This is a genomic window from Stenotrophomonas sp. YJH_SMC_12-1 (assembly GCF_059370935.1).
The window spans coordinates 252,107-278,157 of sequence record NZ_JCAFUD010000005.1; the positions used below are offsets into that span (position 1 = coordinate 252,107).

The 26,051-nt window shown below is 67.2% G+C and carries 20 protein-coding genes and 1 pseudogene; 13 read left to right on the forward strand and 8 right to left on the reverse strand.

The window, feature by feature from the left end:
• Window positions 1-139 precede the first annotated feature (139 nt).
• A complete protein-coding gene (locus AC5P8Y_RS11455; protein WP_033833969.1) occupies window positions 140-2,671 on the forward strand; it encodes a methyl-accepting chemotaxis protein in 2,532 nt (843 codons plus the stop codon).
• 77 nt (window positions 2,672-2,748) lie between these two features.
• On the opposite strand, the gene AC5P8Y_RS11460 is transcribed toward AC5P8Y_RS11455, so the two are convergent.
• Window positions 2,749-3,135, reverse strand: a complete 387-nt coding sequence (locus AC5P8Y_RS11460; protein ID WP_005414559.1) for a DUF2628 domain-containing protein — start codon at window positions 3,133-3,135, stop codon at window positions 2,749-2,751.
• 217 nt (window positions 3,136-3,352) lie between these two features.
• On the opposite strand from AC5P8Y_RS11460, the gene AC5P8Y_RS11465 reads away from it, so the two are divergent.
• Window positions 3,353-3,526, forward strand: a complete 174-nt coding sequence (locus AC5P8Y_RS11465) for a hypothetical protein (RefSeq protein ID WP_005411154.1) — start codon at window positions 3,353-3,355, stop codon at window positions 3,524-3,526.
• A 60-nt stretch (window positions 3,527-3,586) separates the two neighbouring features.
• Here AC5P8Y_RS11465 and AC5P8Y_RS11470 read toward each other — a convergent pair whose 3' ends face one another.
• A complete protein-coding gene (locus AC5P8Y_RS11470) occupies window positions 3,587-5,632 on the reverse strand; it encodes a TonB-dependent receptor domain-containing protein (protein ID WP_033833968.1) in 2,046 nt (681 codons plus the stop codon).
• Between the two features lie 496 nt (window positions 5,633-6,128).
• Between AC5P8Y_RS11470 and mdoH the strand changes: the two genes are divergently transcribed.
• The 5 genes from mdoH (at window position 6,129) to hemC (ending at window position 12,034) form a co-directional block, all read left to right on the forward strand.
• Window positions 6,129-8,054, forward strand: coding sequence for a glucans biosynthesis glucosyltransferase MdoH (gene mdoH, locus AC5P8Y_RS11475; RefSeq protein WP_033833967.1), 1,926 nt, complete (start codon window positions 6,129-6,131; stop codon window positions 8,052-8,054).
• Window positions 8,055-8,104: 50 nt separating this feature from the next.
• A complete protein-coding gene (locus tag AC5P8Y_RS11480; protein ID WP_049450392.1) occupies window positions 8,105-8,764 on the forward strand; it encodes an alpha/beta hydrolase in 660 nt (219 codons plus the stop codon).
• 3 nt (window positions 8,765-8,767) lie between these two features.
• Complete coding sequence (locus AC5P8Y_RS11485; protein ID WP_172958422.1) at window positions 8,768-9,811, forward strand: sensor histidine kinase; 1,044 nt, start codon at window positions 8,768-8,770, stop codon at window positions 9,809-9,811.
• A gap of 10 nt (window positions 9,812-9,821) precedes the next feature.
• Window positions 9,822-10,553, forward strand: coding sequence for a LytR/AlgR family response regulator transcription factor (locus tag AC5P8Y_RS11490; RefSeq protein ID WP_033833965.1), 732 nt, complete (start codon window positions 9,822-9,824; stop codon window positions 10,551-10,553).
• 569 nt (window positions 10,554-11,122) lie between these two features.
• Window positions 11,123-12,034: a hydroxymethylbilane synthase gene (hemC, locus tag AC5P8Y_RS11495; RefSeq protein WP_111188530.1), complete on the forward strand. Its 912-nt coding sequence runs from the start codon at window positions 11,123-11,125 to the stop codon at window positions 12,032-12,034.
• A gap of 71 nt (window positions 12,035-12,105) precedes the next feature.
• Here the strand turns inward: hemC and AC5P8Y_RS11500 are convergent, their stop codons facing one another.
• Complete coding sequence (locus AC5P8Y_RS11500; protein ID WP_005411146.1) at window positions 12,106-12,882, reverse strand: DUF481 domain-containing protein; 777 nt, start codon at window positions 12,880-12,882, stop codon at window positions 12,106-12,108.
• A gap of 106 nt (window positions 12,883-12,988) precedes the next feature.
• Window positions 12,989-13,591 carry a LolA-like protein gene (locus tag AC5P8Y_RS11505; RefSeq protein WP_033833962.1) on the reverse strand — a complete coding sequence of 201 codons (603 nt, stop codon included), beginning with the start codon at window positions 13,589-13,591 and terminating at the stop codon, window positions 12,989-12,991.
• Between the two features lie 81 nt (window positions 13,592-13,672).
• Here AC5P8Y_RS11505 and AC5P8Y_RS11510 point away from each other — a divergent pair, with 81 nt between their 5' ends.
• Both AC5P8Y_RS11510 and AC5P8Y_RS11515 read left to right on the forward strand, forming a co-directional pair.
• Window positions 13,673-14,644, forward strand: coding sequence for a helix-turn-helix transcriptional regulator (locus AC5P8Y_RS11510; protein ID WP_005411144.1), 972 nt, complete (start codon window positions 13,673-13,675; stop codon window positions 14,642-14,644).
• Between the two features lie 26 nt (window positions 14,645-14,670).
• A complete protein-coding gene (locus AC5P8Y_RS11515) occupies window positions 14,671-15,465 on the forward strand; it encodes a MetQ/NlpA family ABC transporter substrate-binding protein (protein WP_012481327.1) in 795 nt (264 codons plus the stop codon).
• A gap of 106 nt (window positions 15,466-15,571) precedes the next feature.
• Here the strand turns inward: AC5P8Y_RS11515 and glpK are convergent, their stop codons facing one another.
• From glpK to AC5P8Y_RS11530, 3 genes and pseudogenes are all read right to left on the reverse strand, one after another.
• Complete coding sequence (gene glpK / locus AC5P8Y_RS11520) at window positions 15,572-17,071, reverse strand: glycerol kinase GlpK (RefSeq protein WP_005414549.1); 1,500 nt, start codon at window positions 17,069-17,071, stop codon at window positions 15,572-15,574.
• A gap of 105 nt (window positions 17,072-17,176) precedes the next feature.
• A pseudogene (glpD, locus tag AC5P8Y_RS11525) lies at window positions 17,177-18,683 on the reverse strand (glycerol-3-phosphate dehydrogenase).
• A 128-nt stretch (window positions 18,684-18,811) separates the two neighbouring features.
• A complete protein-coding gene (locus AC5P8Y_RS11530; RefSeq protein WP_005411140.1) occupies window positions 18,812-19,447 on the reverse strand; it encodes an OmpW/AlkL family protein in 636 nt (211 codons plus the stop codon).
• Window positions 19,448-19,633: 186 nt separating this feature from the next.
• Between AC5P8Y_RS11530 and AC5P8Y_RS11535 the strand changes: the two genes are divergently transcribed.
• The 3 genes from AC5P8Y_RS11535 (at window position 19,634) to lpdA (ending at window position 23,945) form a co-directional block, all read left to right on the forward strand.
• Window positions 19,634-20,149, forward strand: a complete 516-nt coding sequence (locus tag AC5P8Y_RS11535) for a DNA-deoxyinosine glycosylase (RefSeq protein WP_005411139.1) — start codon at window positions 19,634-19,636, stop codon at window positions 20,147-20,149.
• A 167-nt stretch (window positions 20,150-20,316) separates the two neighbouring features.
• The gene (gene aceF / locus AC5P8Y_RS11540; protein ID WP_049433156.1) at window positions 20,317-22,029 is read left to right on the forward strand and encodes a dihydrolipoyllysine-residue acetyltransferase; all 1,713 of its coding nucleotides are present in this window, start codon (window positions 20,317-20,319) and stop codon (window positions 22,027-22,029) included.
• 107 nt (window positions 22,030-22,136) lie between these two features.
• Window positions 22,137-23,945, forward strand: coding sequence for a dihydrolipoyl dehydrogenase (gene lpdA, locus AC5P8Y_RS11545; RefSeq protein ID WP_033833955.1), 1,809 nt, complete (start codon window positions 22,137-22,139; stop codon window positions 23,943-23,945).
• Window positions 23,946-24,383: 438 nt separating this feature from the next.
• On the opposite strand, the gene AC5P8Y_RS11550 is transcribed toward lpdA, so the two are convergent.
• Window positions 24,384-25,202, reverse strand: coding sequence for a hypothetical protein (locus tag AC5P8Y_RS11550; RefSeq protein WP_032967007.1), 819 nt, complete (start codon window positions 25,200-25,202; stop codon window positions 24,384-24,386).
• Between the two features lie 458 nt (window positions 25,203-25,660).
• Between AC5P8Y_RS11550 and AC5P8Y_RS11555 the strand changes: the two genes are divergently transcribed.
• On the forward strand, window positions 25,661-26,026 hold the full coding sequence (locus AC5P8Y_RS11555) for a hypothetical protein (RefSeq protein WP_006394654.1): 366 nt from the start codon (window positions 25,661-25,663) through the stop codon (window positions 26,024-26,026).
• Window positions 26,027-26,051: the final 25 nt, after the last annotated feature.

Below are 26,051 nucleotides of genomic sequence, written 5' to 3' on the forward strand. Positions count from 1 at the left end.
TCGTTGGCAGGCGGCCGCTAACCCGGTGCGCTTCCTGCGCCGGGCGGGTCCCGGCGGCCGGTGGCCTGCGCGACGGATCGCGCGCCTGCGCGGTGCCCTTCCGGTGCCGGTCGTCCTGAACTGCCTTGCGGACCCCTCCATGCCTTCTTCCCGTTCCGCCGCTGCCCGCCGCCCGGGCAGCATCGCCCACAAGCTGATGCTGGGCACCGCCGTCATCGCGCTGCTGTGCTTCGGCCTGACGGCGTTCCTGATCTATCGCCAGGCCAGTGCCAGCCTGATCGATGCCTCGCGCCAGACCATGACCAGCGAGGCCAACGCTGAAGCGCGCCAGGTCGCCGCCGATCTGGGCACGGCGTTTGCCAGCAACGATGCCATGGTCGAAGCCGTGCTCGCCCAGCGTGCGCGGGGCGACGTGCCCGATCGCGCCAGCCTGGCTGCCGTGCTGGGCGAGCAGCTGCGCACCCACCCGGAGTGGCTCGGCAAGAGCACCATGTGGGAGGCCGATGCCTTCGATGGCAGGGATGCCGAGTTCGCCAATACCGCGATGCACGATGCCAGCGGCCGCTACATGAGCTACTGGGCCTGGCATGACGGCAAGCCGCAGCAGTCGACCATGACCGACTACACCGAAGCCGCCGACGGCTCGGCCGACTGGTATGTGGTACCCAGCCGCGACAAGCTGCCCAAGGTCAGCGAGCCCTATGCCTACGACATCGCCGGCCAGCAGGTGCTGATGAGCACGTTGAGCTCGCCGATCGTCGAAAACGGTACCTTCCTCGGCGTGTTCACCGTCGACTTCTCGCTGGCGGCGCTGCAGAAGCACCTGGCGACGCTGACGCCGATGGGCGCAGGCCGCGTCGAGCTGCTTTCGCCCAACGGCGTGGTGCTGGCCTCGGCGAATGCCGCCGAGATCGGCAAGCCGCGCACCGACGCATTGACCCGCAGCATGCTGGCCGACATCGCCGCCGACCGCCGGTTCGAAGCCTTCACGCCCGATGCAGCCGGCAACGTGCGCGTCTACGTGCCGCTACGCGTGGGCAATGCCCCGCAGCGCTTCGCGCTGGGCGTGGTGATGCCGCACGCGGTGATCGTGGCCGAGGCGCGCCAGCTGCTGTGGTTGACGCTGCTGGTGGGCGTGGTGGCCGCGCTGACGCTGAGTGCCGGCGTCTATGTGCTGCTGCGCCGCCTGGCGATCCGCCCGTTGGCCGAAGCGGTGCGGGTGGCGGGTGACGTCGCCGCCGGCAAGCTCGACAGCACCTTGCCTGCGCGCAGCAACGATGAAGTGGGCCGCCTGCTGGACGCGATGCAGGGCATGCGCGGGCAGCTGCAGGCGGTGATGGCGGCGCAGGCGGAAATGGCGCGCCGCCACGATGCTGGCGAGCTGAGCTACCGCATGGACGCCACTGCCTTCCCCGGCGAGTACGGCCGCATGGTGGCCGACAGCAACCAGCTGGTGGCTTCCAGCAATGCGGTCACCCAGCGCCTGGTCGAGGTGATGCAGCGTTACGCGGTGGGTGACCTCAGCGTGGACATGGAAGCGCTGCCGGGCGAGAAGGCAGTGTTCACCGCAGCGATGGCCACCACCAAGAGCAACCTGGCCGCGATCAACGAGCAGATCCAGCAGCTGGCCGCCGCCGCGGCAGCCGGCGACTTCGCTGTACGCGGTGATGCCCAGCGCTTCGACCACGATTTCCGCCGCATGGTGGAGACCCTCAACATCATGATGCAGGTCAGCGATCACAACCTGGCTGAGCTTTCGACGCTGCTTCGCGCGATTGCCGCCGGCGACCTCAGCGCACGCATGCGCGGTGATTTCCATGGCGTGTTCGCGGTGATGCGCGACGATGCCAACAGCACCGTGCAGCAGTTGACCCAGATCGTCGGCCAGATCCAGCAGTCGGCCGCCAGCATCCGCCTGGCGGCGGGTGAGATCGCTGCGGGCAACAGCGATCTCTCGCGTCGTACCGAGCAGCAGGCCGCCAACCTGGAAGAAACCGCCGCCTCGATGGAGGAGCTGACCTCCACCGTGCGCCAGAACGCCGACCACGCGCTGCAGGCCAATACCCTGGCAGGATCCGCCGCTGACGTTGCCAGCGAGGGCGGGGAAGTGGTCAACCAGGTGGTGCAGACCATGGAGCAGATCGAGGCCTCCTCGCAGCGCATCGCCGAGATCATTTCGGTGATCGACGGCATCGCGTTCCAGACCAACATCCTGGCGTTGAATGCGGCGGTGGAAGCGGCGCGGGCCGGTGAGCAGGGCCGCGGCTTCGCGGTGGTCGCCAGCGAAGTGCGCGCGCTGGCGCAACGCTCGGCGGGCGCAGCGAAGGAGATCAAGGAACTGATCGACGCATCCGTGGCGCAGGTCGGTGCCGGTGCGCAGCTGGTGCACGGTGCGGGCCGTACCATGCAGGCCATCGTCGGCCAGGTGGGGCGCGTCAACGAGATCATGGCCGAGATCTCGGCTGCGTCGCGCGAACAGTCCGCCGGCATCGAGCAGGTCAACCAGACCGTGGTGCAGATGGATGAGACCACCCAGCAGAACGCCGCACTGGTGGAGGAGGCAAGCGCCGCGGCGCGGGCGATGGAGGAGCAGGCCGAGCAGCTGGCCGTGGCGGTCTCGCGCTTCCGCCTGCAGGCCGAACCGGAGGCCATGGCCCGCCGCGCGGCCTAATCCCGGAAACGAAGACGCCCGGAGGGGGCCGGGCGTCGGTTGCATCCTTGCCGCGCATCCTGCGCAGGTCTGATGGCTCAGAACATTCCTTCAAACGGGTTCCAGCTGGTACGGCCTTCCACCTTCTCCAGGTAGTAGCTGTAGTTGGTGCTGGAGGCGACCAGCAGGTTCATGGCGATGAACAGCATGCGCCCGACGACGTCCGGAAGGAACATGGAGACGATGGCCAGCACGATGTTGATGCCGATCACCACCAGTGCCTTGCGCCACATGCCAAGAATCAGCAGGTAGATGGCACCGAAGAACAACGCGAAGAAGTTCAGGTTGATCTTCAGGCGGTCACCAAAGGACAGCGCCTTCCAGGCCTGCTTGAAGCCGGGGTTCTTGGGGGCGCCGTGCTGGCGGAAGAAGTTGAAGCGGAACTGCCACTTCGGGCTGAACTGGGACAGGTCAGTGGTATTCATTGGGGGGAGACATCCCTGTGAGAAAACGTTTTCATGATAGGGCAAGTCCTATTCAGGATCCAAGCGTCACCGTCAAAAATGTGACGCCTGCCTTGTTCCGGCTGCTGCGGCAGGGGCGCGCACCGTCACCCGCCCGCCTTGTTTTTAGGATAGGGTGCGCAGTTCCGCTGCCGCACCAGCTGAATCCGTGCGGCGGCGGGATGTCCATGGAGGTTGCATGACCACACCTGCTACACCGGAAAACGCACCGGGACCGGTGCTCCTGCCGACACCTGAAGTGGTGCAGGCACAACAGCTGCTCGCACGCCAGCAACTGGCGGTGGCGATGGACCGTGCACGCACGGCGGCTACGCAGAGCGCGGCGCCCGCCGCCGCATTGGAAAGCGAGTAATCCGCAACACCGCCGATCGCGCTGGCCCGTCGCCAGCGCGATCGCGGCGGACGCTCTTGGTCAGAACCGCGCGGTCATGCTGAGGAAGTAGCTGCGCCCGGCCACGAAGTAATCGGTGGAGCCTTCCGCATACAGCTTCTTGTCGGCCAGGTTGCTGACGCCGCCACGCAGGGTCAGTACCTCATTGACGTTCCAGGCCGCGGTCAGGTCATACAGCGTGTAGGCCTTGAGGAAGGTCGTCGCCGTGCCGGCCTGCCTGCCGGTGTACTGCGCCGACAGACTGCTGGAAAACACCGCGTCGGGCGTCCAGTCCAGCGACGAATAGCCCGAGAATTCGGGGGTATCGATCAGGTTGCGGCCGGTGGTCAGGTTCCTGGCTTCCTTCATCCACGTCGCCGAGGTGCGCCAGCGCCAGTGCTCGCCGAAGCGGACATTGAAGTTGCCTTCCATGCCGCTGGTGCGTGCGCGCTGCACGTTGCTCATCCGCGTCCACCAGATGCCGTTGAACCTGCCCAGCGGTGCGTACTCGATCTTGTTCCTGAAGTCGGTGTGGAAGTAGGTCAGGCCGGCATCGACCAGGTCGTTGTCGAAGCTGATGCCGATTTCGCGGTTGGTGCTGGTTTCCGGGTCCAGGTCCGGGTTGCCGGCCATGTAGCAGCCGCCGCGGCTATAGCCCAGCGGAATCAGCGAGGTGCAGCCACGGCCACCGGACTGGGTGGCGGCGCTGGCGGAGTTCTCGGTCAGGCTGGGGGCGCGGAAGCCCTTGGAAACGCCACCGCGGATGGTCCATTGCTCGGCCGGATGCCAGACCAGGTAGGCGCGCGGGCTGACGTGGCCACCGAACGTCTCATGGTGATCCAGGCGCGCGCCCAGGGTCAGTGCCAGGGTACGGTGCAGCTTCACTTCGTCTTCGACGAACAGGGCCCAGGTATCCACTTCCAGATCGGAGCCGCTGACGGCATTGCCGGCATAGTCGATCGGCGCGCGGCCGATGGTGTCGGTGTTGGTCAGCTGCTGGCGCTTCCACTGCCCACCCGCCGCGAACTGATGTTCAACGCCCAGGGTGAACGGCGTGGTCAGGCTGCCCTCGATGATCGTATCGGTGGCTTCGGAACGGCCGGTAGCACCGATGTCGTTCCTGTACTCGGTCCAGTACGCACTGATCTTCGAATTGCCGAAGCTCCACTTGCCATCGTGGTTGAGCGCCAGCGAGCTGCGCTTGAGTTCGCTGGCACCCCAGGCGCCTTCATCCTGCTTTTCCAGCGAAGCGTCGATGAAGGCCTGCTGCACGCCATGGCCGGCTTCGAGCGACAGTTCCTGCGCGTCGCTCAGTTTCCACTGCAGCAGCGCATCGACATTGCGGTCCTTCTCGCCTGCATACGCGTTGCCGTAGACACCACCATTGGAGCGATCCGAATCGCGGCGCATGCTGTTGGCACCGATGCGCAGGCCGAAGCGCTCGCCGAGCGGGCCGGAGAACGTCGCACCGATCTGCTGGGTGTCGCCGCGCTTGCCGTCGCCCGGGCGGGTATAGCTGTGGGTGGCGCTGCCGCTCCAGTCATCACCGATGCGCCGGGTGATGATGTTGATCACGCCGCCCATGGCGTCGGAGCCATACAGCGACGACATCGGTCCGCGCACCACTTCGATGCGCTCGATCTGGTCGGGCGAGATCCAGTTCAGGTCCTGGCGGCCCAGGTCCGGCCGGTAGTTCGTCGAGGCAGAGCTGCCCATGCGCTTGCCGTCCACCAGCACCAGCGTGTAGTTCGACGGCATGCCGCGCAGCTTGATCTTGGACTGCTCGCCAACCGCACTGAGGCCACCGGTCACGCCGGGCACGCGGCTGAGCAGGGTGGCCAGGTCGTGCACCGGCTGGCGCGCGATGTCCTCGCGGCTGATCACGCTGATGCTGGCCGGCGCATCCTTGATCCACTGCTGGTTGCCCGAGGCGGTGACCACCACGGTATCCAGGTCCTTGGTGGAGGCATCGGCGCTGGCCTCTGCAGCGGCCACGCCGGGCAGGGCCAGCAGGCAGGCGGTGGCCAGGGCACTGGCCAGGCGGGTGCGCGGCAGGCGCGCGGAACGGGAGCGGAACGGCTTGGACATGACGGCTTCCATCGAATGAGGGGGGGACCGGATGGAAGCAGCGGGCACACGCAGACAAGCAGGCAGGCCCCCTTCCATGGGTCGTAGGGCGCACGGTTCGGGCCGGCGCAGCTGGGTGGGTCTCGGCCGTACGGAAGACGGCGACCTGCCTGGTTAATGAAATGATAACCGTTCGCGTTTGTTGCGATCCAGTACCCGGTGCCACGAAGCGACATTCCGCTGCGCGGTCCGCCATCGCCTGCTGTTTGCTGAATGGGGATAAATCCCCGCGTAGACCTTCGCACTCGGCTTACATCCGGCGCCCTAGACTGGGCCGCATTTTCGATTCCGCCCCGTTGGAGATCGTGTGGGTTCCGGTAGTGACAGACAGCGACTGTGCGGCCAAGGGCCGGTACAGCCAGGACAAGTGCGGGCGCCGGGAAGGCGCGCCGGGAACCTTCGCGCATGCAGCCCGGCCGGGACAGCCGACCATGCCGATCGTGGGGAGTAAGCGGTGATGGGGGGTCACACCATCCACGCGGAAGCGGATGCGCCCCGGCTCGACGCCGGCTGGGCGCTGCTGCCGGCCGAATCTCCGCTGCCGATGCCCGAACAGACCCTGCGCGAAGGCAAGCTGAAGGTCCGTCGGCACCGTACCTCGCCACGCCTGATCGGCCTGCGCCGGTTCTACATCTTCGGCGGCACCCTGGCCATGACCGCCATCGCCACCCGCATGATGTGGCGGGTGCTGTCGGCCAATGGCATCAGCGTGCTGGAAGCCTGCCTGCTGGTGCTGTTCGTCGGCCTGTTCGCCTGGATCGCGCTGTCCTTCGCCAGCGCCGTGGCCGGCTTCCTGACCGCCGTGTTCGACCGTGGCTATCGCCTTGGCATCGACCCGGACAAGCCGCTGCCGACCGTGCACAGCCGCACCGCGCTGCTGATGCCGACCTACAACGAGGATCCGCGCCGACTGCTGGCGGGCCTGCAGGCGATCTACGAGTCGGTGGCCGCCACCGGCCAGCTCGAACGCTTCGACTTCTTCGTGCTCAGCGATACCCGGCGCGAGGACATCGCACGCGCCGAAGAGCAGGTATTCGCTGAACTGCGCGAGCGCGTGCCGGACGGCCAGACGCGGCTGTTCTACCGCCGCCGTGGCGACAACAGCGGGCGCAAGGCCGGCAACATCGCCGACTGGGTGCGCCGCTTCGGTGGCGCTTACCCGCAGATGCTGATCCTGGACGCCGACAGCCTGATGACCGGCGACAGCATCGTGCGCCTGGTGGCCGGCATGGAACACAACGCCGATGTCGGCCTGATCCAGACCCTGCCCTCGGTGATCGGTGGCCGCACCCTGTTCGCACGCATGCAGCAGTTCGGCGGTCGCGTGTACGGCCCGGTGATCGCCCGTGGCGTGGCCTGGTGGCATGGCGCCGAGAGCAACTACTGGGGCCACAACGCCATCATCCGCACCCGTGCCTTCGCCGACCACGCCGGCTTGCCAGCGCTGCCGGGGCGCAAGCCGTTCGGCGGCCACGTGCTCAGCCACGATTTCGTCGAAGCAGCGCTGATGCGCCGTGGCGGCTGGGCCGCGCACATGGTGCCGTACCTGGGGGGCAGCTACGAAGAAGGCCCGCCGACCCTGACCGACCTGCTGGTGCGCGACCGTCGCTGGTGCCAGGGCAACCTGCAGCACGGCAAGGTGGTCGGCAGCCGTGGCCTGCACTGGATCAGCCGCACCCACATGCTGATCGGCATCGGTCATTACTTCACCGCGCCGATGTGGGCGATGCTGATGTTGATCGGCATTGCGATCCCGCTGTTCCAGGAAGGCATCGATTTCAATGCCCTGCTGCACCTGTCACCCAGCGTGTACTGGCGGGCCCAGGACGAGGAGCAGGTGGTGCGCCTGTTCGCCGCCACCATGGCGGTGCTGCTGCTGCCCAAGGTGCTGGGCTATCTGGCGATGCTGATGGACCCTGTCGACCGCCGCGGTTGCGGCGGTGCGATCCGTGCGTTCGTGTCGATGCTGGTGGAGACCGTGCTGGCCGCACTGATGGCACCGGTGGTGATGTACGTGCAGTCGCGCGGCGTGGCCGAAGTGCTGTCCGGCCGCGATTCCGGCTGGGACGCACAGCAGCGTGACGATGGTGGCATCTCGTGGATGGCCTTGATCCGTGGCTACGGCGGGCTGGGTGTGTTTGGTGCGTTCATGGGTGTGCTGGCGTGGGCGGTGTCGCCGTCGCTGGCAGCCTGGATGGCGCCGGTGGTGATCGGCATGGTGCTGGCCGTTCCGGTGGTGGCGCTGACCTCCTCGCGCGGCCCGGGTGCCTTCCTGCATCGCCTCGGCCTGCTCGACATCCCCGAAGAGAACATTCCGCCACCGGTGCTGGTGCGCGCCGCGCAGCTGCGCCGGGAAGCCGCCGAGCAACCGCCGCTGTACTGATGGCCCTGCACCAGCGGCATAATGCGGCTCGAACTTGAAGGAGCCGCATCATGCTGCAAACGGTGGAACAGGAAACCGGCGCCTCGCCACAGTGGTCGGTAATCTGGCTGCACGGGCTTGGCGCCGACGGCCACGACTTCGCGCCGATCGTGCCGGAACTGGTGCGTCCGCACTGGCCGGCGCTGCGCTTCGTGTTCCCGCACGCACCGGTGCGGCCGATCACGATCAACAACGGCGTGCCGATGCGCGGCTGGTACGACATCGTCGGGATGGACTTCCGCTCGCGTGCCGACATGGCCGGCGTGCAGGAATCGGTGCTGCAGCTGGATGCGCTGATCGCACGTGAGATCGAGCGCGGCGTCGCGCCGGAGAAGATCTTCCTGGCCGGCTTCTCGCAGGGCGGGGCGATCATCCTCACCGCTGCACTGTCGCGCACCGCGCCACTGGCCGGCCTGATCGCACTGTCCACTTACCTGCCGGAAGCCGAGAGCGCCAGGCGCGTTGACGGTGCGGTGCAGGTGCCGGTGTTCATGGCCCATGGCAGCAGCGACCCGGTGATTCCGCAGGCGGTGGCCGTACACAGCGCGCAGGCCCTGCAGGCGCTGGGCCTGGAGGTGGAGTGGCACAGCTACCCGATGGCCCACCAGGTCTGCGCCGAAGAGATCCAGGCGCTGGGTGACTGGCTGCAGGAACGGTTGGGCGCTGCCTGAGCCATGCCCCCGGCCAGCACATCGCCGTGGATGCCGGAACTGTGCCGCCTGCCGCGGCTGGCGGCGATGCTCGGCCTGGCCCAGCTGGCGGTGGTGGTGCTGGCGCTGGCGCCCGATGGCAGCCGCCACTGGGCCTTCGGCGAGCTGCTGTCGGCCAGCGGCTTCGCGCTGTGGCTGGCGCTGGCGGTGACCGCCAGCCTGTGCCTCCTGCGGCAGGCTCTGTCGAGGCTGCCGCCGGTGCTGGGCGCTGTCGCGGCGATCGTGCTGGCGACCCTGATCGCGGTGGTCTGTGCCGGCATCGTGCATGCACTGTACGCGGTACTGGGCGACAACTTCGCCCGCGGCATCAGCTTCTGGCGCTTCACCCTGGGCAGTGCGGCAACCACGGCACTGATCGCCGCGCTTGCCCTGCGCTACTTCTATGTGAGCGATCGCTGGGCCGCGCAGGTGCAGGCCAACGCGCGTGCCCAGGCCGACGCGCTGCAGGCGCGGATCCGGCCGCACTTCCTGTTCAACAGCATGAACCTGATCGCCAGCCTGCTGCATCGCGATCCGGCGGTGGCCGAACGCGCGGTGCTGGATCTGTCCGATCTGTTCCGTGCTGCCCTGGGCGCGGGCGAGGGCGACTCCACCCTGCGTGACGAATGCGAGCTGGCCGAGCGCTATCTGTCGATAGAGTCGCTGCGCCTCGGCGAGCGTCTGCAGGTGCGCTGGCAGCGCGATGAGCCGCTGCCGTGGGACCTGCCACTGCCGAGGCTGGTACTGCAGCCGCTGGTGGAAAACGCAGTGCTGCATGGTATTTCGCGGCTGCCAGAGGGCGGCACCATCGAATTGCAGCTGGTGCGCGAGGGCAACGAGCTGCAGATCCGCGTGCGCAATCCCGCGCCCGATCCGCAGGCGCCGGGGTTGGCGCTGGCGCGTGGTGCCGGCCATGCCCAGCACAGCATCGCTCATCGGCTGGCGTGGCGCTTCGGCGCCGCCGCGCGGATGACGGCTGGCTGGAGCGAGGGCTACTATGCCTGCCAGGTGACAGTGCCGATCCAGTGAGGGGACGACCGTGAGGGTAGTCATCGCCGATGACGAACCGCTGGCGCGGGAACGCCTGCGCAGCCTGCTGGCGGCGCAGGACGGGGTGGACGTGGTGGCCGAGGCCGGCAACGGCGAGCAGGCCCTGCATGCGTGCGCGGAGCTGCAGCCGGACCTGGTCCTGCTGGATATCGCCATGCCCGGGCTGGACGGCCTGGAAGCCGCCCGCCACCTGGCCAGCTTCGAGCCGCGCCCGGCGGTGGTGTTCTGCACGGCTTATGACGCGCATGCGCTGTCGGCGTTCGAGGCGGCGGCCATCGATTACCTGATGAAGCCGGTCCGCGCCGAGCGCCTTGCCGCAGCGATCGCACGTGCACGCACGTTCCTGGCCGGCCGCGATGGCCAGCCGCAGGACAACGGCGGGCAGCAGGCCCGCAGCATGCTGTGCGCACGCCTGCGTGGCAGCCTGCGGCTGATCCCGCTGGACGACATCCACTACCTGCAGGCGGAAGAGAAGTACGTGGTGGTGCACCATGCGCGCGGCGAGGACCTGATCGAGGAGTCGCTGAAGTCGCTGGAGGAAGAGTTCGCCAGCCGCTTCATCCGCATCCATCGCAACTGCCTGGTGGCGCGCCACGAGCTGGTGGAGCTGCGTCGAGGCTCGGGTGGTCAAGTGCAGGCGGTGCTGCGGCATGGCAAGCAGCCGCTGGAAGTCAGCCGCCGCTGCGTGGCGACGCTGAAGCAGGAACTGCGGCATCTGTGAGTGGTCCCGCGCGGCCTGCGGCCGCGACTGCTATGAAATCAACAGCAACAGCAACAGCAACAGCGGGTCATGGCTCGTTGTTTCTACGTGCTGGGTTGGGCCGGGGTGGGGCGGCGGGACACGCTGCAAGTACATCCATGTAAGCTCGATGGCGCCATCCATGGCGCCAACGGTCCCGCCGCCCCACCCCGGCCCAACCCTCTCGTTCTTCAACGCATCGGACAGCAAGAGCATTGTTGTTATCGGCTTGGAAAGAGGGGTCAGATCCCTTTTCCTGCGGAAAAGGGATCTGACCCCGGAAGCCGTCGGCTGTTGCTTTTGCTTCTGCTTTTTTCTTTTGATCTTCCGTGGCTGACGCGCACTGAAGCTGTCAGAGGCCGGGCGGGGTGGGGTCGCGGGGGTGTCCGCGGCATGGATGCCGCGGCCAAGCCTCCACGGACGGATTCACGGCGTCCCCCGTGACCCCACCCCGTCCGGCCAAGCGCGGCTGTTGCTTTCACGACCCCTCCGCCAGCCACGAGGGGCTCCGCCGTTGGCCGTATCCGCGCCGAAGGCGCGATAATGACCGGATGGAAACCGTCCGCATCGCCACCCGCAAGAGCCCGCTCGCCCTTTGGCAGAGCGAACACGTCGCCGACCGCCTGCGCCAGGCCAATCCCGGCTTGCATGTGGAACTGGTGCCGATGAGCACCCGCGGCGACGAAGTGCTCGACCGTTCGCTGGCCGCCATCGGTGGCAAGGGCCTGTTCCTGAAGGAGCTGGAGCTGGCCATGCTGCGCGGTGAGGCCGACTGCGCGGTGCACTCGCTGAAGGATGTGCCGATGGAACTGGATGCGCCGTTCGCGTTGCCGGCAATGCTGACCCGCCACGATCCAGCCGATGGCTTCGTCTCCAACCTGTACGCCTCGCTGGACGCGCTGCCGATCGGTGCGCGGGTCGGCACCTCGTCGCTGCGTCGCCAGGCGCAGCTGCGCGCGCTGCGACCGGACCTGGAACTGCTCGACCTGCGCGGTAACGTCAACACCCGCCTGGCCAAACTCGACAACGGTGGCTACGACGCCATCGTGCTGGCCGTGGCCGGCCTGGAGCGTCTGGGTCTGGGCGAGCGCATCGTCGCGCGCCTGCAACCGCCGCAGTGGCTGCCGGCCCCGGCGCAGGGCGCGGTGGCGGTGGAGTGCGATGGTGGCAATGCGCGTCTGATGGCGTTGTTCGCCCCGCTTGATGACGCGGCCACGCGTGCCTGCGTGGAAGCCGAGCGGGCGATGAATCGTGCGTTGCACGGCAGCTGCCACGTGCCGGTGGCGGCCATCGCGCAGTGGCAGGGCGATGACCTGCACCTGCAGGGGCTGGTTGGCAGCGCCAGCGACGGCCGTGCGGTGCGCGCCGAAGCCGTGGGCCCAGGCAGTGATCCGGAAGCGCTGGGCCAGCAAGTGGCGAAGATGCTGCTGGATGCCGGTGCCGGCGAACTGCTGAACGTCTGAGCCATCGCAGGTCGTGCCGGCCAGCGGCCGGCACCACCGGAAGAAGAACGGGCGCCCTTGGCGCCTGTTTCTTACTTGAACTTGTAGACCACGTTCATCGTGGTCAGCGTATCGGTCTTGCGCTTGTCCTCGGCCACGTCACTGTTGTAACGCGCCTGCCAGCCGGCCTTCAGCGCCAGGTGCTCGTTCATGCTCACCGACACGCCGAAGTCGTTCTGGCCGAAGGTGTTGTACGAACCGGATTCGACCAGCAGGGTGTTGACCAGGTCGGTGTTGTCGGTCAGCGAGTACTTCATGTCGAACAGGCCGCGGCCGATCATGCCGGTGCGGGTGCGGTCGTCCTCGGTGCTGTGGGTGCGGCGCACACCGGGGCCGATCTGCGCGTCGAACGAGAAGCGCTCGGTGTTCCACAGGCGGGTGCCGTAACCCAGACCGAACGAGCTCTGGCGGTCGTAGGTGGCGAAGTCGTCGCGCTCGGTACGCACCGTGGCCGTCAGCTGGCGGTGCTCGCCCAGCTGCAGCGCGCTGCCGGCACTGCCGGTGTAGCGGTTGGCGGTGGTGTTGTTGCGGCGGGTGGTGGTGCCGTCGTCGCGGGTCTCGGTCACCTTGGAGCTGGAGCGCAGGCCGGCCAGGTCCATGCTGTGCACCCAGTCGCCGTCGGTGTAGCGCAGGCGCAGGCGGCCGTTGAAGCTCTCGGTGCTGCTGTTGCCGCGTGCCGAGGCGAAGCCGAGCTCGCCGCCACTGCCGCTCCACGGCGAAGACATCGCCGCCAGTTCGGAGGCATCCTGTGCATACGCGAGCGGCGCGCACAGCAGCAGGGGGATCAGCAGGGACACGCGCAGGGACATCGGGGCTTCTCCGAAGCGGTTGACAGCCGGTGATGATACTGGAAGCGTGATGGCGGTCAGAATCGATCCAAGGCGCGCTTCAGCAGACGTTGCCGCGGACGCCTATTCAGGGCAGATCGATACGCAATGCCGGGTCGTTGAAGCGCGAATAGCGCAGGCGCAGCTGGAAATTGCGGCCGTTGCTGCTGCCGCTGCGCACGATCTGCCGTGGCAGGCCCTGGGCGTCCACCCAGTATTCCAGGCGTTCGCCGGGCTGGGCGCCACGCAGCCGGTAGTGACGGGTTTCGACTCCATCCAGCGATTGGCTGCCCAGGTCTTCGGCCTGCAGCTCGGCAGGCAGGGCGTCGGCCGGCAAGGGATTGCGCCACTGCTCCAGCAGGCCCGGCGGGGTGGGAACCTGGCGGATCGCACCGTCGGCCTGCAGGAACATGGTGTCGCCAATGATCGTCTGCGGCCCGCCCGGGGTCTGCACCCGGAAGCGGTCGGGGGCGACGAAGTCCATGGCACTGCGCACCGGCTGCGGCGCGCCCAGCACCTCCAGCTCGGCATGGAAACTGCCCAGGGCCGCAAAGCGTTGGCTGGCGCCCAGTACGGCCTGGGCCGGATCTGCCGCGGGCACGGGGGCTTCGGTCCTGGCCGGCGCCGGTGCGCGATCGCAGGCAGCCAGCAGCAGGCAGGCCAGCAGGGACAGGGCGGGCAACCGGCGCATCGGGCATTCCATGGGGGTGGGGGCGACCACGATAGCCCAAACGTCCCACACAAGACCCGCGACTCGGACATAATCGGGGGTATGGACCGATACGAACGCATCACCGCCCTGCATCGTCTGCTCAAGTCCGCGCGCTATCCGGTGACGGTGGCGACCCTGCAGGACAAGCTCGGTTGTTCCCGTGCCACCGTCTACCGCGACCTGGCCTTCCTGCGCGATGCGCTGATGGCACCGATCGAGGGCGACGGCGAGGCCGGCTTCCGCTACCAGGCCGACGAGAGCGACCGCTTCGAACTGCCTGGCCTGTGGCTCAGCTCGGAGGAGCTGCACGCCCTGCTGGCCTCGCAGCACCTGCTGGCGCGTACCGGCGGCGGCGTGCTGTCCTCGGTGCTGGCGCCGCTGCAGCAGCGTATCGAGAGCCTGCTGGCTGCCCAGGCCGGTGTCTCCAACTGGCCGGTGGACCGTGTGCGGGTAATCCCGCACCGCGGCCGCAAGTTCGATGAAGGCAGCTTCCGCAGCGTGGCCTCGGCGGTGCTGGAGCGCCGCCAGCTGGCGTTCGAGTACCGTGCCCGTTCCACCGACGAGCCGACCAAGCGCACCGTCTCGCCGCAGCGCCTGACCCATTACCGCGACAACTGGTACCTGGATGCCTGGGACCATGACCGCGAAGCCCTGCGCAGCTTCGCCGTGGACCGCATCCACAAGGCGCGCGTGGTCGACAGCACTGCCCGTGACGTCGCCGACAGCGAGCTGGACGAGCAGCTGGGTGCCAGCTACGGCATCTTCTCCGGTGCGCCGAAGGGCTGGGCGACCATCCTGTTCAGTGCCAAGGCCGCGCGCTGGGTGGCCGACGAGCATTGGCACTCCAAGCAGCAGGGCCGCTTCCTGGCCGATGGCCGCTATGAACTGAAGGTGCCGTACAGCGTCTCACGCGAACTGCTGATGGACGTGCTGCACTACGGCTCGGATGCCGAAATCGTCGAGCCGGTGATGCTGCGCGAGCAGGCCAAGGCGCTGCTCGAGCTGGCCCTGAGCAACTACGAAAAATCCTGACACTCCCCCCGAGAACTCCTCCGCCCATGAAGAAGACCCTGTTGCTGCCCCTGCTCGCCGCTGCGCTGGCCCTGACCGCCTGCGGCAAGTCCGGCGAGCCCTCGCAGAAGCTGGTGGTGGCCGCCACGGCCGTGCCGCATGCCGAGATCCTTGAGGTGGTCAAGCCGATCCTCAAGCAGGAAGGCGTGGACCTGGACGTGCGCGTGTTCAACGACTACGTGCAGCCCAACGACCAGCTGGTGCAGAAGCAGGTGGACGCCAACTACTTCCAGACCGAGCCGTACCTGGATGCCTACAACCGCGATCGCAAGACCGATCTGGTGAAGGTGATCGGCGTGCATATCGAGCCGTTCGGTGCCTATTCGCGCAAGGTCAAGTCGCTGGCCGAGCTGCGCGACGGTGCCGACGTGGTGATCCCGAACGACCCGAGCAACAACAGCCGCGCGCTGATCCTGCTGCACAAGGCCGGCGTGATCGAGCTGAAGGATCCGGCCAACGCGCTGTCGACCCTGCGTGACATCACCGCCAACCCGAAGAACCTGAAGTTCCGCGAGCTGGACTCGGCGATGCTGCCGCGCGTGCTGGACCAGGTCGACCTGGCCCTGATCAACACCAACTACGCGCTGGATGCGGGCCTCAACCCGACCAAGGATGCACTGGCGATCGAGAGCAAGGACTCGCCGTACGTGAACTTCCTGGTCGCGCGGCCGGACAACAAGGACGACGCCCGCGTGCAGAAGCTGGCCAAGGCCCTGACCAGCCCGCAGGTGAAGGCTTTCATCGAGACCAGGTACAAGGGCGCGGTGCTGCCGGCGTTCTGACCGGCGCTACGGACGTTCTGGCCATGCGGTCGTGCCGGCCACTGGCCGGCAATCTGCAAACGCCGCCAAAGATCGGGGGGTTGCCGGCCAGCGGCCGGCACGACCTTCAGTCGACGTGGAAGGCGAGGGTGGCCGCCACGGCCTGCTGCCAGCCTGCATAGAGTTTCTCGCGCCGCGCCACTTCCATCTGTGGCTCGAAGCGCCGGTCCAGGCCCCATTGCGCGGCGATCTGCTCGCGGCTGGACCAGAACCCGACGGCCAGACCGGCCAGGTAGGCCGCGCCCAGCGCGGTGGTCTCGGTCAGCCGCGGCCGCAGCAGAGGCACCCCAAGGATGTCGGCCTGGAAGCCGGCCAGGAAATCGTTGCCGATCGCACCGCCGTCGGCGCGCAGTTCGGTCAGCGCGATGCCCGCATCGGACTGCATCGCATCAAGCACGTCGCGGGTCTGGTAGGCCATCGCCTCCAGCGCGGCACGCACGAAGTGTGCCTTGCGGGTGCCACGGGTCAGGCCGAACATCGCGCCGCGCACATCGCTGCGCCAGTAGGGCGCGCCCAGGCCGACGAATGCCGGCACCAGATACGCGCCGCCGCTGTCCGGCACCTGCGCGGCCAGTGCCTGGCTGTCGCTGGCACGCTCGATCATGCGCAGGCCGTCACGCAGCCACTGCACCACCGAGCCGGCGATGAAGATCGAGCCTTCGAGTGCATATTCCACGCGCCCGTCCAGGCCCCAGGCAATGGTCGTCAGCAGGCCGTTGCGCGAGCGCACCGCCTGCGTGCCGGTGTGCATCAGCATGAAGCAGCCGGTGCCATAGGTGTTCTTGACCATGCCCGGCTGGAAGCAGGCCTGGCCGAACAGCGCCGCCTGCTGGTCTCCGGCGATGCCGGCGATCGGGATCGGGTGGTCGAAGAAGAACTGCGGCCGTGTGTGCGCATACACCGTGCTGGAATCGCGCACCTGCGGCAGCATCGCGCGGGGTATGTCCAGCAGCGCCAGCAGGTCGTCATCCCAGTCCAGCGTGTGGATGTTGAACAACAGGGTGCGTGCGGCGTTGCTGTAGTCGGTCACATGCGCCTGGCCGCCACTGAGGTTCCATACCAGCCAGCTGTCGATGGTGCCGAACAGCAGCTCGCCACGCTCGGCGCGTTGCTGCGCACCTTCCACGTGGTCGAGGATCCAGCGCACCTTGGTGGCGGAAAAATAGGCGTCGATCAGCAGGCCGGTGCGTTCGCGGACCAGTGCCTCATGCCCGTCGCACTTCAGTCGCTCGCAGATGGCATGGCTCTGCCGCGACTGCCAGACGATGGCATTGTGGATCGGCTGGCCGGTGGCGCGGTCCCAGACCACGGTGGTCTCGCGCTGGTTGGTGATGCCCAGCGCGGCGATATGACGCGGGTCGATCTGTTCGCGGCTGAGCAGTTCGGTCAGCGTGGCATAGACACTGGTGAGGATCTCGCGCGGGTCATGCTCGACCCAGCCGGGTTGCGGGAAGATCTGCGCGAACTCGCGCTGCGCACTGCCGACGATGTCGCCAGCACGGTCGAACAGGATCGCGCGCGAACTGGTGGTGCCCTGGTCGATGGCCAGCACGTAGCGGGGCGTCATGCAGCGTCTCCGGTGGCGATGGGGAAATCCTAATGCATCGATCGCGTCGCGCGCGGCCACCCTGGTAGCTGCCAACCTTGGTTGGCACACGTGGCAACACGGGGGTCAGAGCCGTTTCCCTCGGAAAGGGATCCGACCCCCCATCCACGCCTGCAGCCGCGCCACCTGCGCCGCATCCAGCCGCAGCCCCAGCTTGCTCCGCCGCCACAGCACGTCCTCGGCGCTACGCGCCCATTCGTGGTCGCGCAGGAAAGCCACTTCCCTGCGCATGCAGGCCGCCGCCAAACTCCTCGCCAAGATCGCCCGTGTCCTGAGCGCCCTGCAGCAGCTCCGCGCTGCGGCTGCCGTAGGCGCCGGCCCAGCGGCGCGCAATCTCTGCGGGCAGCCACGGTGCCAGTGCCTGCAGGCGCGAGCACGCCTGCGCGGCGTCGCCCCAGTCGCTGCCCGGCAGTGGGTGGCCCGTTGCCGTCCATGCCGGTCCCATCTGCGGCAGGGCGGGGCGCAGCAGGTCCAGCGCTTCTTCGGCCAGCGCGCGGTACGTGGTCAGCTTGCCGCCCAGCACATGCAGCGCGGGCGCCGGGCCGGACTGCAACTGCAGGCGGTAGTCACGGCTCAGCTTCGCTGCACGCGGATCGGGATCGGCAAGTAGCGGGCGTACCCCTGCGAACTGCCAGACCACGTCCTGCGGGGTGATCGGCTCGCGCAGGTAGTGGTTGGCGGCCTCGCACAGGTAAGCCACCTCCGAAGGCAGCACGCTGCACCGGGCCGGGTCGCCGCGGTAGTCGGTGTCGGTGGTGCCGACCAGCAGGTGGTCGTGGGCGAAGGGCAGCAGGAACACCACGCGGCCATCGGGCTGCTGAAGCAGGCAGGCGCTGTCGTCGGGCCAGGGCCGGCGCAGCACGATGTGGCTGCCCTGTACCAGGCGCAGGGCGGGGCCGCCATCGCGCGCCTGCATACGTTCCAGCAGGCCTCCTGCCCAAGGGCCGGCTGCATTGGCAACGGCCTGGGCGATCACCGTTTGCTGCCGGCCGTCGGTGGCTTCCAGCGTGGCCTGCCAACGGCCCAGCACAGGGCGCAGTTCAATGCAGCGGCTGCGCACATGTACCCGTGCGCCACGCCCGGCGGCGTCCAGCGCATTGAGCAGTACCAGCCGCGCGTCATCGACCTGCGCATCGGCGTAGCTGAAGGCCTGCCGCAGCGCCGGGGAGAGCCAGGGGCCAAGCGGGTCGCGTTGCAGGTCCAGTGCGCGCGAGGCGGGAAAACTCGGGCTGCGCCGGCCCAGATGATCATACAGCCACAGGCCCGCGCGCAGCATCCAACGCGGTCGCAGGTGGGGTTCCCATGGCAGCACGAAGCGCAACGGACGGACCAGATGGGGGGCCTGCCGCCGCACCACTTCGCGTTCACCCAGTGCCTTGCGCACCAGTCCGAACTCGCCCTGTTCAAGGTAGCGCAGGCCTCCGTGGATCAGTTTGCTGCTGGCGCTGGAGGTGTGTGCGGCCAGGTCATCCTGCTCGCACAACAGCACCCGCAGGCCGCGGCCGGCCGCATCACGGGCGATGCCGGCGCCGTTGATGCCGCCACCGATCACCAGCAGGTCGACGTCGTCCATCGCGTCTCCGTGTCCTGTGTGTGCGTAGAGTCGACTGACAGTCGACTCTACAGAACGCGGGTGACGGAAACGACGACGGGCCCCGCAGGGCCCGTCGCGTTACATCAGTGAAGCCGGTGCTGTCTGGATCAGAAGCGGGCACCGATGCCGAAGCCGACGGTCCACGGATCCATCTTGGCTTCGCCGATCTTCTCGCCGCCGACCTTCACGTCCGGACGCGAACGCATGTAGCGGGCATCGGCACGGGCGAACCAGGTGGAGTTGATGTTCATGTCCACGCCGACGGTGCCGATCACGCCCTTGGCGTCCTTGAGGCGGATGTCGGAGCTGCTGCCGTCGGCCAGCGTTTCATTGCTGAAGCTGGACTGGTAGTAGCCCACGCCCACGAACGGACGGAACACGTTGTCAGCCTGGCCGAAGTGGTACTGGCCGCTCAGCGCGACCGGCTGCTGCTCGACGTTGCCCAGGCGGGCATTGTTCGGGCCCTTCACCTTGTGGTCGAACTTGTCGGCGGCGCCCCACAGTTCAACGGCCCAGTTGTCGTTGATGTAGTAGCTGAAGCTGACGGTCGGCGCCGGGCCACCATCGACCTTCTTGATGCCGTCGATCGGATCATTCTTCGGCTGCAGCAGCGCGACGCCGCCAACCACGGCAAAATGCTTGCCCGAAGCGGTATCGGTGGAGCTGCTGTCCTGGGCGAAAGCGGCCGGCGCGAAGGCGGCGGAGGTCAGCAGGGCGAGACTCAGGATACGGATGGAGCGCATGGGGGTATCTCCTAATGTTTCTTGTTTTGGGCCCCCGGTTGCGGGGCGAGCACACCGTAGTCGCCTCAACATGAATCGAATCCGACGCGCGTTAAAAAATAGTTTTCCTTGTTCAGCGATCAGCGCGAAAAGCCTGTATCCATGGGGTTTCTGGTCGTCAGTGGCATTCATTCAGTTGGAGAAGATGTGAGCGCGGCAACGCTGTGCGTCGGCCTGCAAGCGCAGGTGAACGTGGATTGCAGGGTGCTGCTGCTGGGTTCGATGCCAGGCGTGGCATCCCTCCAGGAGCAGCGTTACTACGCGCATCCGCGCAACCGCTTCTGGCCGCTGATGGCCGATATCTGCGGTTTCGACGCGGCTCTGCCCTATGTGCAACGGCTGCAGGCGTTGAACGCCGCGGGCATCGGCCTGTGGGATGTGATCGGCCGCTGCGAGCGGCGCGGCAGCCTGGATGCCGACATCGTGCGTGGCACGGAAGTGGCCAATGCGCTGCCGGAACTGATCGCCACGCTGCCTGAGCTGAAGCTGATCGGCTGCAATGGTGGTGCCTCGCTGCAGGCATTCCAGCGCTGGGTGCTGCCACGGCTGGAAACCCCGCCGAAGCTGGTCGCATTGCCGTCGACCAGCCCTGCCAATGCGGCGTGGTCGTTGCCGCGCCTGCGGCAGGCCTGGCAGCCGGTGGCCGACGCGCGGGCGACATGAAGCGGACATCGTCCGGACAATACGCTACCGACTGGTCGCGGCCGCGACCCATGGGCAACAGCCTGTCCCGGCTGCGTGCGTACTGAAAACACCTGTAACGGTTGGCGCTGGCCCCCGCTGGCCGCACAATAGACGTTTCCCTACACCAGATTGCCGGAGTTATCCCCATGGCCGAAATCAAGGAAGCACTTGTCCCCGATATCGGTGACTACAGCGATATCCCGGTAATCGAGGTGCTTGTCGCCGTCGGCGACACGGTCAAGAAGGACCAGGGCCTGGTGACGCTGGAAAGCGACAAGGCGACCATGGAAGTGCCGTCCTCGGTGGCGGGCGTGGTCAAGGAACTGAAGGTCAAGGTCGGCGACAGCCTGTCCGAAGGCAAGGTCGTGGCCCTGATCGAAGTGGCCGCAGGCGAAGCCGAAGCCGCCAAGCCGGCGGTTGCCGCGCCGGCCAAGGCCGCTGCCCCGGCTGCCGCTACCCAGAGCGCGCCGGCTCCAGCCGCAGCTGCGCCGGCCGCTCCGGCTGCCAGCGGTGGTGCGGTTGAAGCGCTGGTGCCGGACATCGGCGACTACTCCGGCATTCCGGTCATCGAAGTGCTGGTCGCCGTCGGCGACACGGTCAAGAAGGACCAGGGCCTGGTCACGCTGGAAAGCGACAAGGCCACCATGGAAGTGCCGTCGTCGGTGGCCGGCGTGGTCAAGGAGATCAAGGTCAAGGTCGGCGACACTCTGTCGCAGGGCAATGTGGTCGCCATCATCGAAGCCGAGGGCGCTGCCGCGCCGGCGCCGACCAAGGCTGCCGCTGCGGCCGCTCCGGCTGCCGCCGAGACCGCCACCAAGGTCGAGCCGGTCGCTGTGCCGGCGCAGCCGGACAAGCTGGCGGCCCGCGAGATCGCCTCGGCGGGTACCCCGTCCAGCCCGCCGGTGCAGTTCAACGCCGATGGCGTGCTGCCGGCCAAGGTGCCGTATGCCACCCCGGCGGTGCGTGTGTTCGCCCGCGAACTGGGCGTGGACCTGCTGCAGATCAACGGCACCGAGAAGGGTGGCCGCATCACCAAGGGTGACGTGCAGAAGTTCGTCAAGGCCGCACTCAGTGGTGGCGTGCCGGCTGCCGGCGGTGCTGCTGCCGCTGCCGGTGGTGGCCTGAACCTGCTGCCGTGGCCGAAGGTCGACTTCAGCAAGTTCGGCGAGACCGAAGTCCAGCCGCTGTCGCGCATCAAGAAGATCTCGGGTGCGAACCTGGCCCGCAACTGGGCGATGATCCCGCACGTCACCCAGTTCGAGCAGGCTGACATCACCGACCTGGAAGGCCTGCGCGTGGCGCTGAACAAGGAGAACGAGAAGGCCGGCATCAAGCTGACCATGCTCGCCTTCCTGATCAAGGCCAGCGCCGCGGCGCTGAAGAAGTTCCCGGAATTCAACGCCTCGCTCGATGCCAGCGGTGAAAACCTGACCCTGAAGAAGTACTTCCACATCGGCTTCGCCGCTGACACGCCGAACGGCCTGGTCGTGCCGGTGATCCGCGACGTGGACAAGAAGGGTGTGGTGCAGATCGCGCAGGAAACCGGCGAACTGGCCAAGAAGGCACGTGACGGCAAGCTGGGCCCGGCCGACATGAGCGGCGGCTGCTTCTCGATCAGCTCGCTGGGTGGCATCGGCGGCACCGCGTTCACCCCGATCGTCAATGCACCGGAAGTGGCCATTCTTGGCGTCTCCAAGTCGTCCATCCAGCCGGTCTGGAACGGCAAGGAATTCGCACCGAAGCTGATGCTGCCGCTGTCGCTGAGCTACGACCACCGCGTCATCGACGGCGCCCTGGCCGCACGCTTCACCACGTACCTGTCGCAGGTACTGGCCGACATGCGCCGCGTGCTGCTGTAAGGCATCGCTTCGCCCCCACCGTGCGGCCGCAGCCCCTGGCGCGGCCGCGTGAACAGATGCAGTGACAGCCCACCGGCCATGCCGGGCGGGCACGAGGAAAACCCACCATGGCCACGATTGAAGTCAAGGTTCCCGACATCGGCGATTACAGCGATGTGCCGGTGATCGAAGTGTTGGTCGCCGTCGGCGACACGGTGAAGAAGGACCAGGGTCTGGTGACCCTGGAATCGGACAAGGCCACCCTGGAAGTGCCGTCCTCGGCTGCCGGCGTGGTCAAGGAAATCAAGGTCAAGCTGGGCGACACCCTGTCCGAAGGCGCCGTGGTCGTGGTGCTGGACGCTGAAGGCGCCGCCGAAGCCCCGGCCAAGGCCGCTGCGCCGGCTCCGGCTGCAGCCGCTCCGGCCAGCAAGCCGCCGGTGACCCCGTCGCACCGCGCCCCGGCCGAACCGGCTGCGCCGAAGCCGGCGCTGTCCAGCGGCAAGCCGGCCGACATCGAATGCGAGATGGTCGTGCTGGGCTCGGGCCCGGGCGGCTACACCGCCGCCTTCCGCGCTGCCGACGTCGGACTGGATACGGTGCTGGTCGAACGCTACGCCAGCCTCGGCGGCGTCTGCCTCAACGTGGGTTGCATTCCGTCCAAGGCGCTGCTGCACGCCGCAGCGGTCATCGACGAAGTGGCCCATGCCGGTGATTTCGGCGTCGAGTTCGGCAAGCCGACCATCACCCTGGACAAGCTGCGCCAGTACAAGGAAAAGGTCGTCAACCAGCTGACCAAGGGCCTGGCCGGCATGGCCAAGCAGCGCAAGGTCCGCAACGTGCAGGGCGTCGGCAAGTTCATCTCGGCCAACGAGCTGGAAATCACCGCTGCTGACGGCAGCACCCAGCTGCTGCGCTTCCAGAAGTGCATCATCGCCGCCGGTTCGCAGGCGGTGAAGCTGCCGAACTTCCCGTGGGACGACAAGCGCGTGATGGATTCCACCGACGCGCTGGAGCTGGCCGAAGTGCCGGGCTCGCTGCTGGTCGTCGGCGGCGGCATCATCGGCCTGGAAATGGCCACCGTGTACAGCGCGCTGGGCAGCAAGGTCACCGTGGTCGAGTTCATGGACCAGCTGATGCCGGGCGCCGACAAGGACCTGGTCAAGCCGCTGGCCGACCGCCTGAAGAAGCAGGGCATCGAAGTGCACCTGAAGACCAAGGCCTCGGGCGTCACCGCCGATGCCAAGGGCATCACCGTCACCTTCGACGCCGCCGAGGAAGGGCAGGCGCCTGCGCTGGCGCAGGGCACCTTCGACCGCGTGCTGGTGGCCGTGGGCCGCTCGCCGAACGGCAGGAAGATCGATGCCGAGAAGGCCGGCGTGCAGGTCACCGACCGTGGCTTCATCCCGGTCGACCGCCAGATGCGCACCAACGTGCCGCACATCTTTGCCATCGGCGACATCGTCGGCAACCCGATGCTGGCCCACAAGGCCACGCACGAAGGCAAGCTGGCCGCCGAAGTGGCTGCTGGGCACAAGAAGGAATGGGTGGCCCGCGTGATTCCGTCGGTGGCCTATACCAACCCGGAAATCGCCTGGGTCGGTGTGACCGAGACCGAAGCCAAGGCCAAGGGCCTGAAGGTCGGCGTGGCCAAGTTCCCGTGGGCCGCCAGTGGCCGCGCGATCGGCATCGGCCGCACCGAGGGCTTCACCAAGCTGATCTTCGACGAAGAAACCCACCGCATCATCGGCGGTGCGATCGTCGGCGTGCACGCCGGTGACCTGCTGGCCGAGATCGGCCTGGCCATCGAGATGGGTGCGGAAGCCGAAGACATCGGCCACACCATCCATGCCCATCCGACGCTGAGCGAGTCGGTGGCGATGGCCTCGGAAATCTACGACGGCACGATCACCGATCTGTACATGCCGAAGAAGAAGTAAGGCGCCCGCGCCGTTCCGAACGAAAAGCCCCGGCATCTGCTGGGGCTTTTTTCTTCGATCAGTGCTGCAGCGAAGGGTGGGGCCGCCGCGCGGGTGGCAGGCATTTCGACAAATGTCCCCCGTCGCCCGCCTGTGGCGGTCGCCTCCTCCTTTACTTTGTCGAAACGCCCGCCACCCGCGCAGTGGCTCGGCTTGCGGATAGTCAGAGCCAGTGCCAAAGCCGCCCGGATTCCTGACACGCGGGGGGAGAGGGGCTTGTGTGCGAAGTAAAGGAGGAGGCGTCGGCCGTAGGCCGGCGCCGGGGGACATTCGCACGCAAGCCCCTCTCCCCCCGCGCTCGACCAACCTGCTTCTCTGCTCGACGATGCCACAAAAAACGCGGCCCCGATGTTCCGGAGGCCGCGCCAGGAGAGAGAGTGCCGTGGAAGGGGCGGGGGATCAGAACACGAAGCTGATACCGGCCACCGGGCCCTTGAATTCCTGCTTCAGGCCGACAGTACCGTCGCTGCCCTTCTTGTCCACGTCCAGCTTGAACCAGTCGTAGCCGGCGAACACGCCGAAGTTCTTGGTGAAGCGGTAATCGACGATGGCATTGGCGCGGCTCAGGTCGCCCTTGTAGTCATCGAAGCTGCCCCAGCGCGTGTTGAGGTACTGGCCCTGCAGCGTGATCATCCAGCGCTCGGACGGCGTGAAGGTCATGCGGGCGCCCACCACAGGTGCCACGCCATCGGCCTTCTCGTCGAGGAACTGGCCTTCGTACACCGTGCCCAGGTCGGCGTAGCCCTTGGTGCTGACCTTGGCGTATTCGCCACCGATCTGCAGGCCGAGGTCGAAGGTGTCGGTATCAACCACCGAGTAGTCATAGACCAGGCTGGCCACCTGGTACTTCAGCTCACCCTTCACGAAGCTGCCGGCCGGCACGTTCTCACCGCCGAAGGAAATGCCCTGGTCGAGGGTTTCGCGGCGGTCCTTGTCGTACTTGAAGTAGTTGAACAGGAGGCGCTGACGGTTGCTGATGCGGAACATGCCGTCGATGCGCGGCTCCCATTCCTTGCCACCCAGCTTGAAGTCCTGGTTCAGGGAGATGTCCTGGCCGGCCACGGTGGTGCTGCCGCGGAGGGTGTTGTCCGAATCGATGTTCATCGCACCCAGACGGATGGCAAAGCGGTCATCGCCTTCGGCGGCGTGGGCCGCATTGGCGAACGAGGCGCCGGCAGCGAGCAGGGAGAGGGCGAGCAGGGTGGGTACGGGGCGCATCGAAGAGTCCTTGCAGTGGTTCATCAGAATGAAGGCCACTGTGCCGGACAGGCCCGTCCACCATGCGTGAACGTATGGTCCATGGCATGTGTACGGTTCAGTGCTGTCGCGACGATGCAAAAAGATGGCCCCGGAGCCGGGCTTCGGGGCCATCGTGGGACCTGCGGGGGCGGAGCCGACGAGGATGCTGCAGGCAGGTCGAATGATCGGACCGGCATGTCTGACGAAAGTTCCGCAGCCTGCGACCAAAGTTCAATAGTGCGTCGCAACATGGTGCGGACGTCATTGTCCCCCTGGTGGCACGCAAAAATGTAACCGTTACCGCAACTTGCGGCTTCCAGGGATGAACAGGGAGCGGTTGTCTCGCAAATTGTCCCATTGCTATAATTTGGCGGCTCGATGAGGCCCCCCTGCTGTAGCCGCCTCAGCCCTCCACTTGCAACCACGCGGGACGTCCTGTGCTGAACTCCGTTGATGCGGGTCGGCGACTGATGCTGCGCGCCGCGGTCTACCCGCTGGCCGCAGTGGCTGTCCTGGCCCTGGCCTTCCTGCTGGTAGGTCCGAAATACGCCCTCGGCGCGCTGGCGTCCGGTGTGGCCATTTCGGCCGGTGGCTGGGTGGCGGCACGGATGGCACTGGGCGGTGGGGCACTGGCCGCAGGATCGGCGATGGCTCGCCTGATCATTGCGATCGTGGCCAAGTGGGTTGTGGTTTTCGGCGTCCTGCTGGTGGGGTTCCTGGTCTTCAAGCTGCCTGCATTGGCGCTGTTGGCCGGTATCGCCGTCGGCTTGATGTTCCAGGTCCTGGCGATGGCCAGGCGTTGACAGAATTCAATTAACTGAAGGTTCC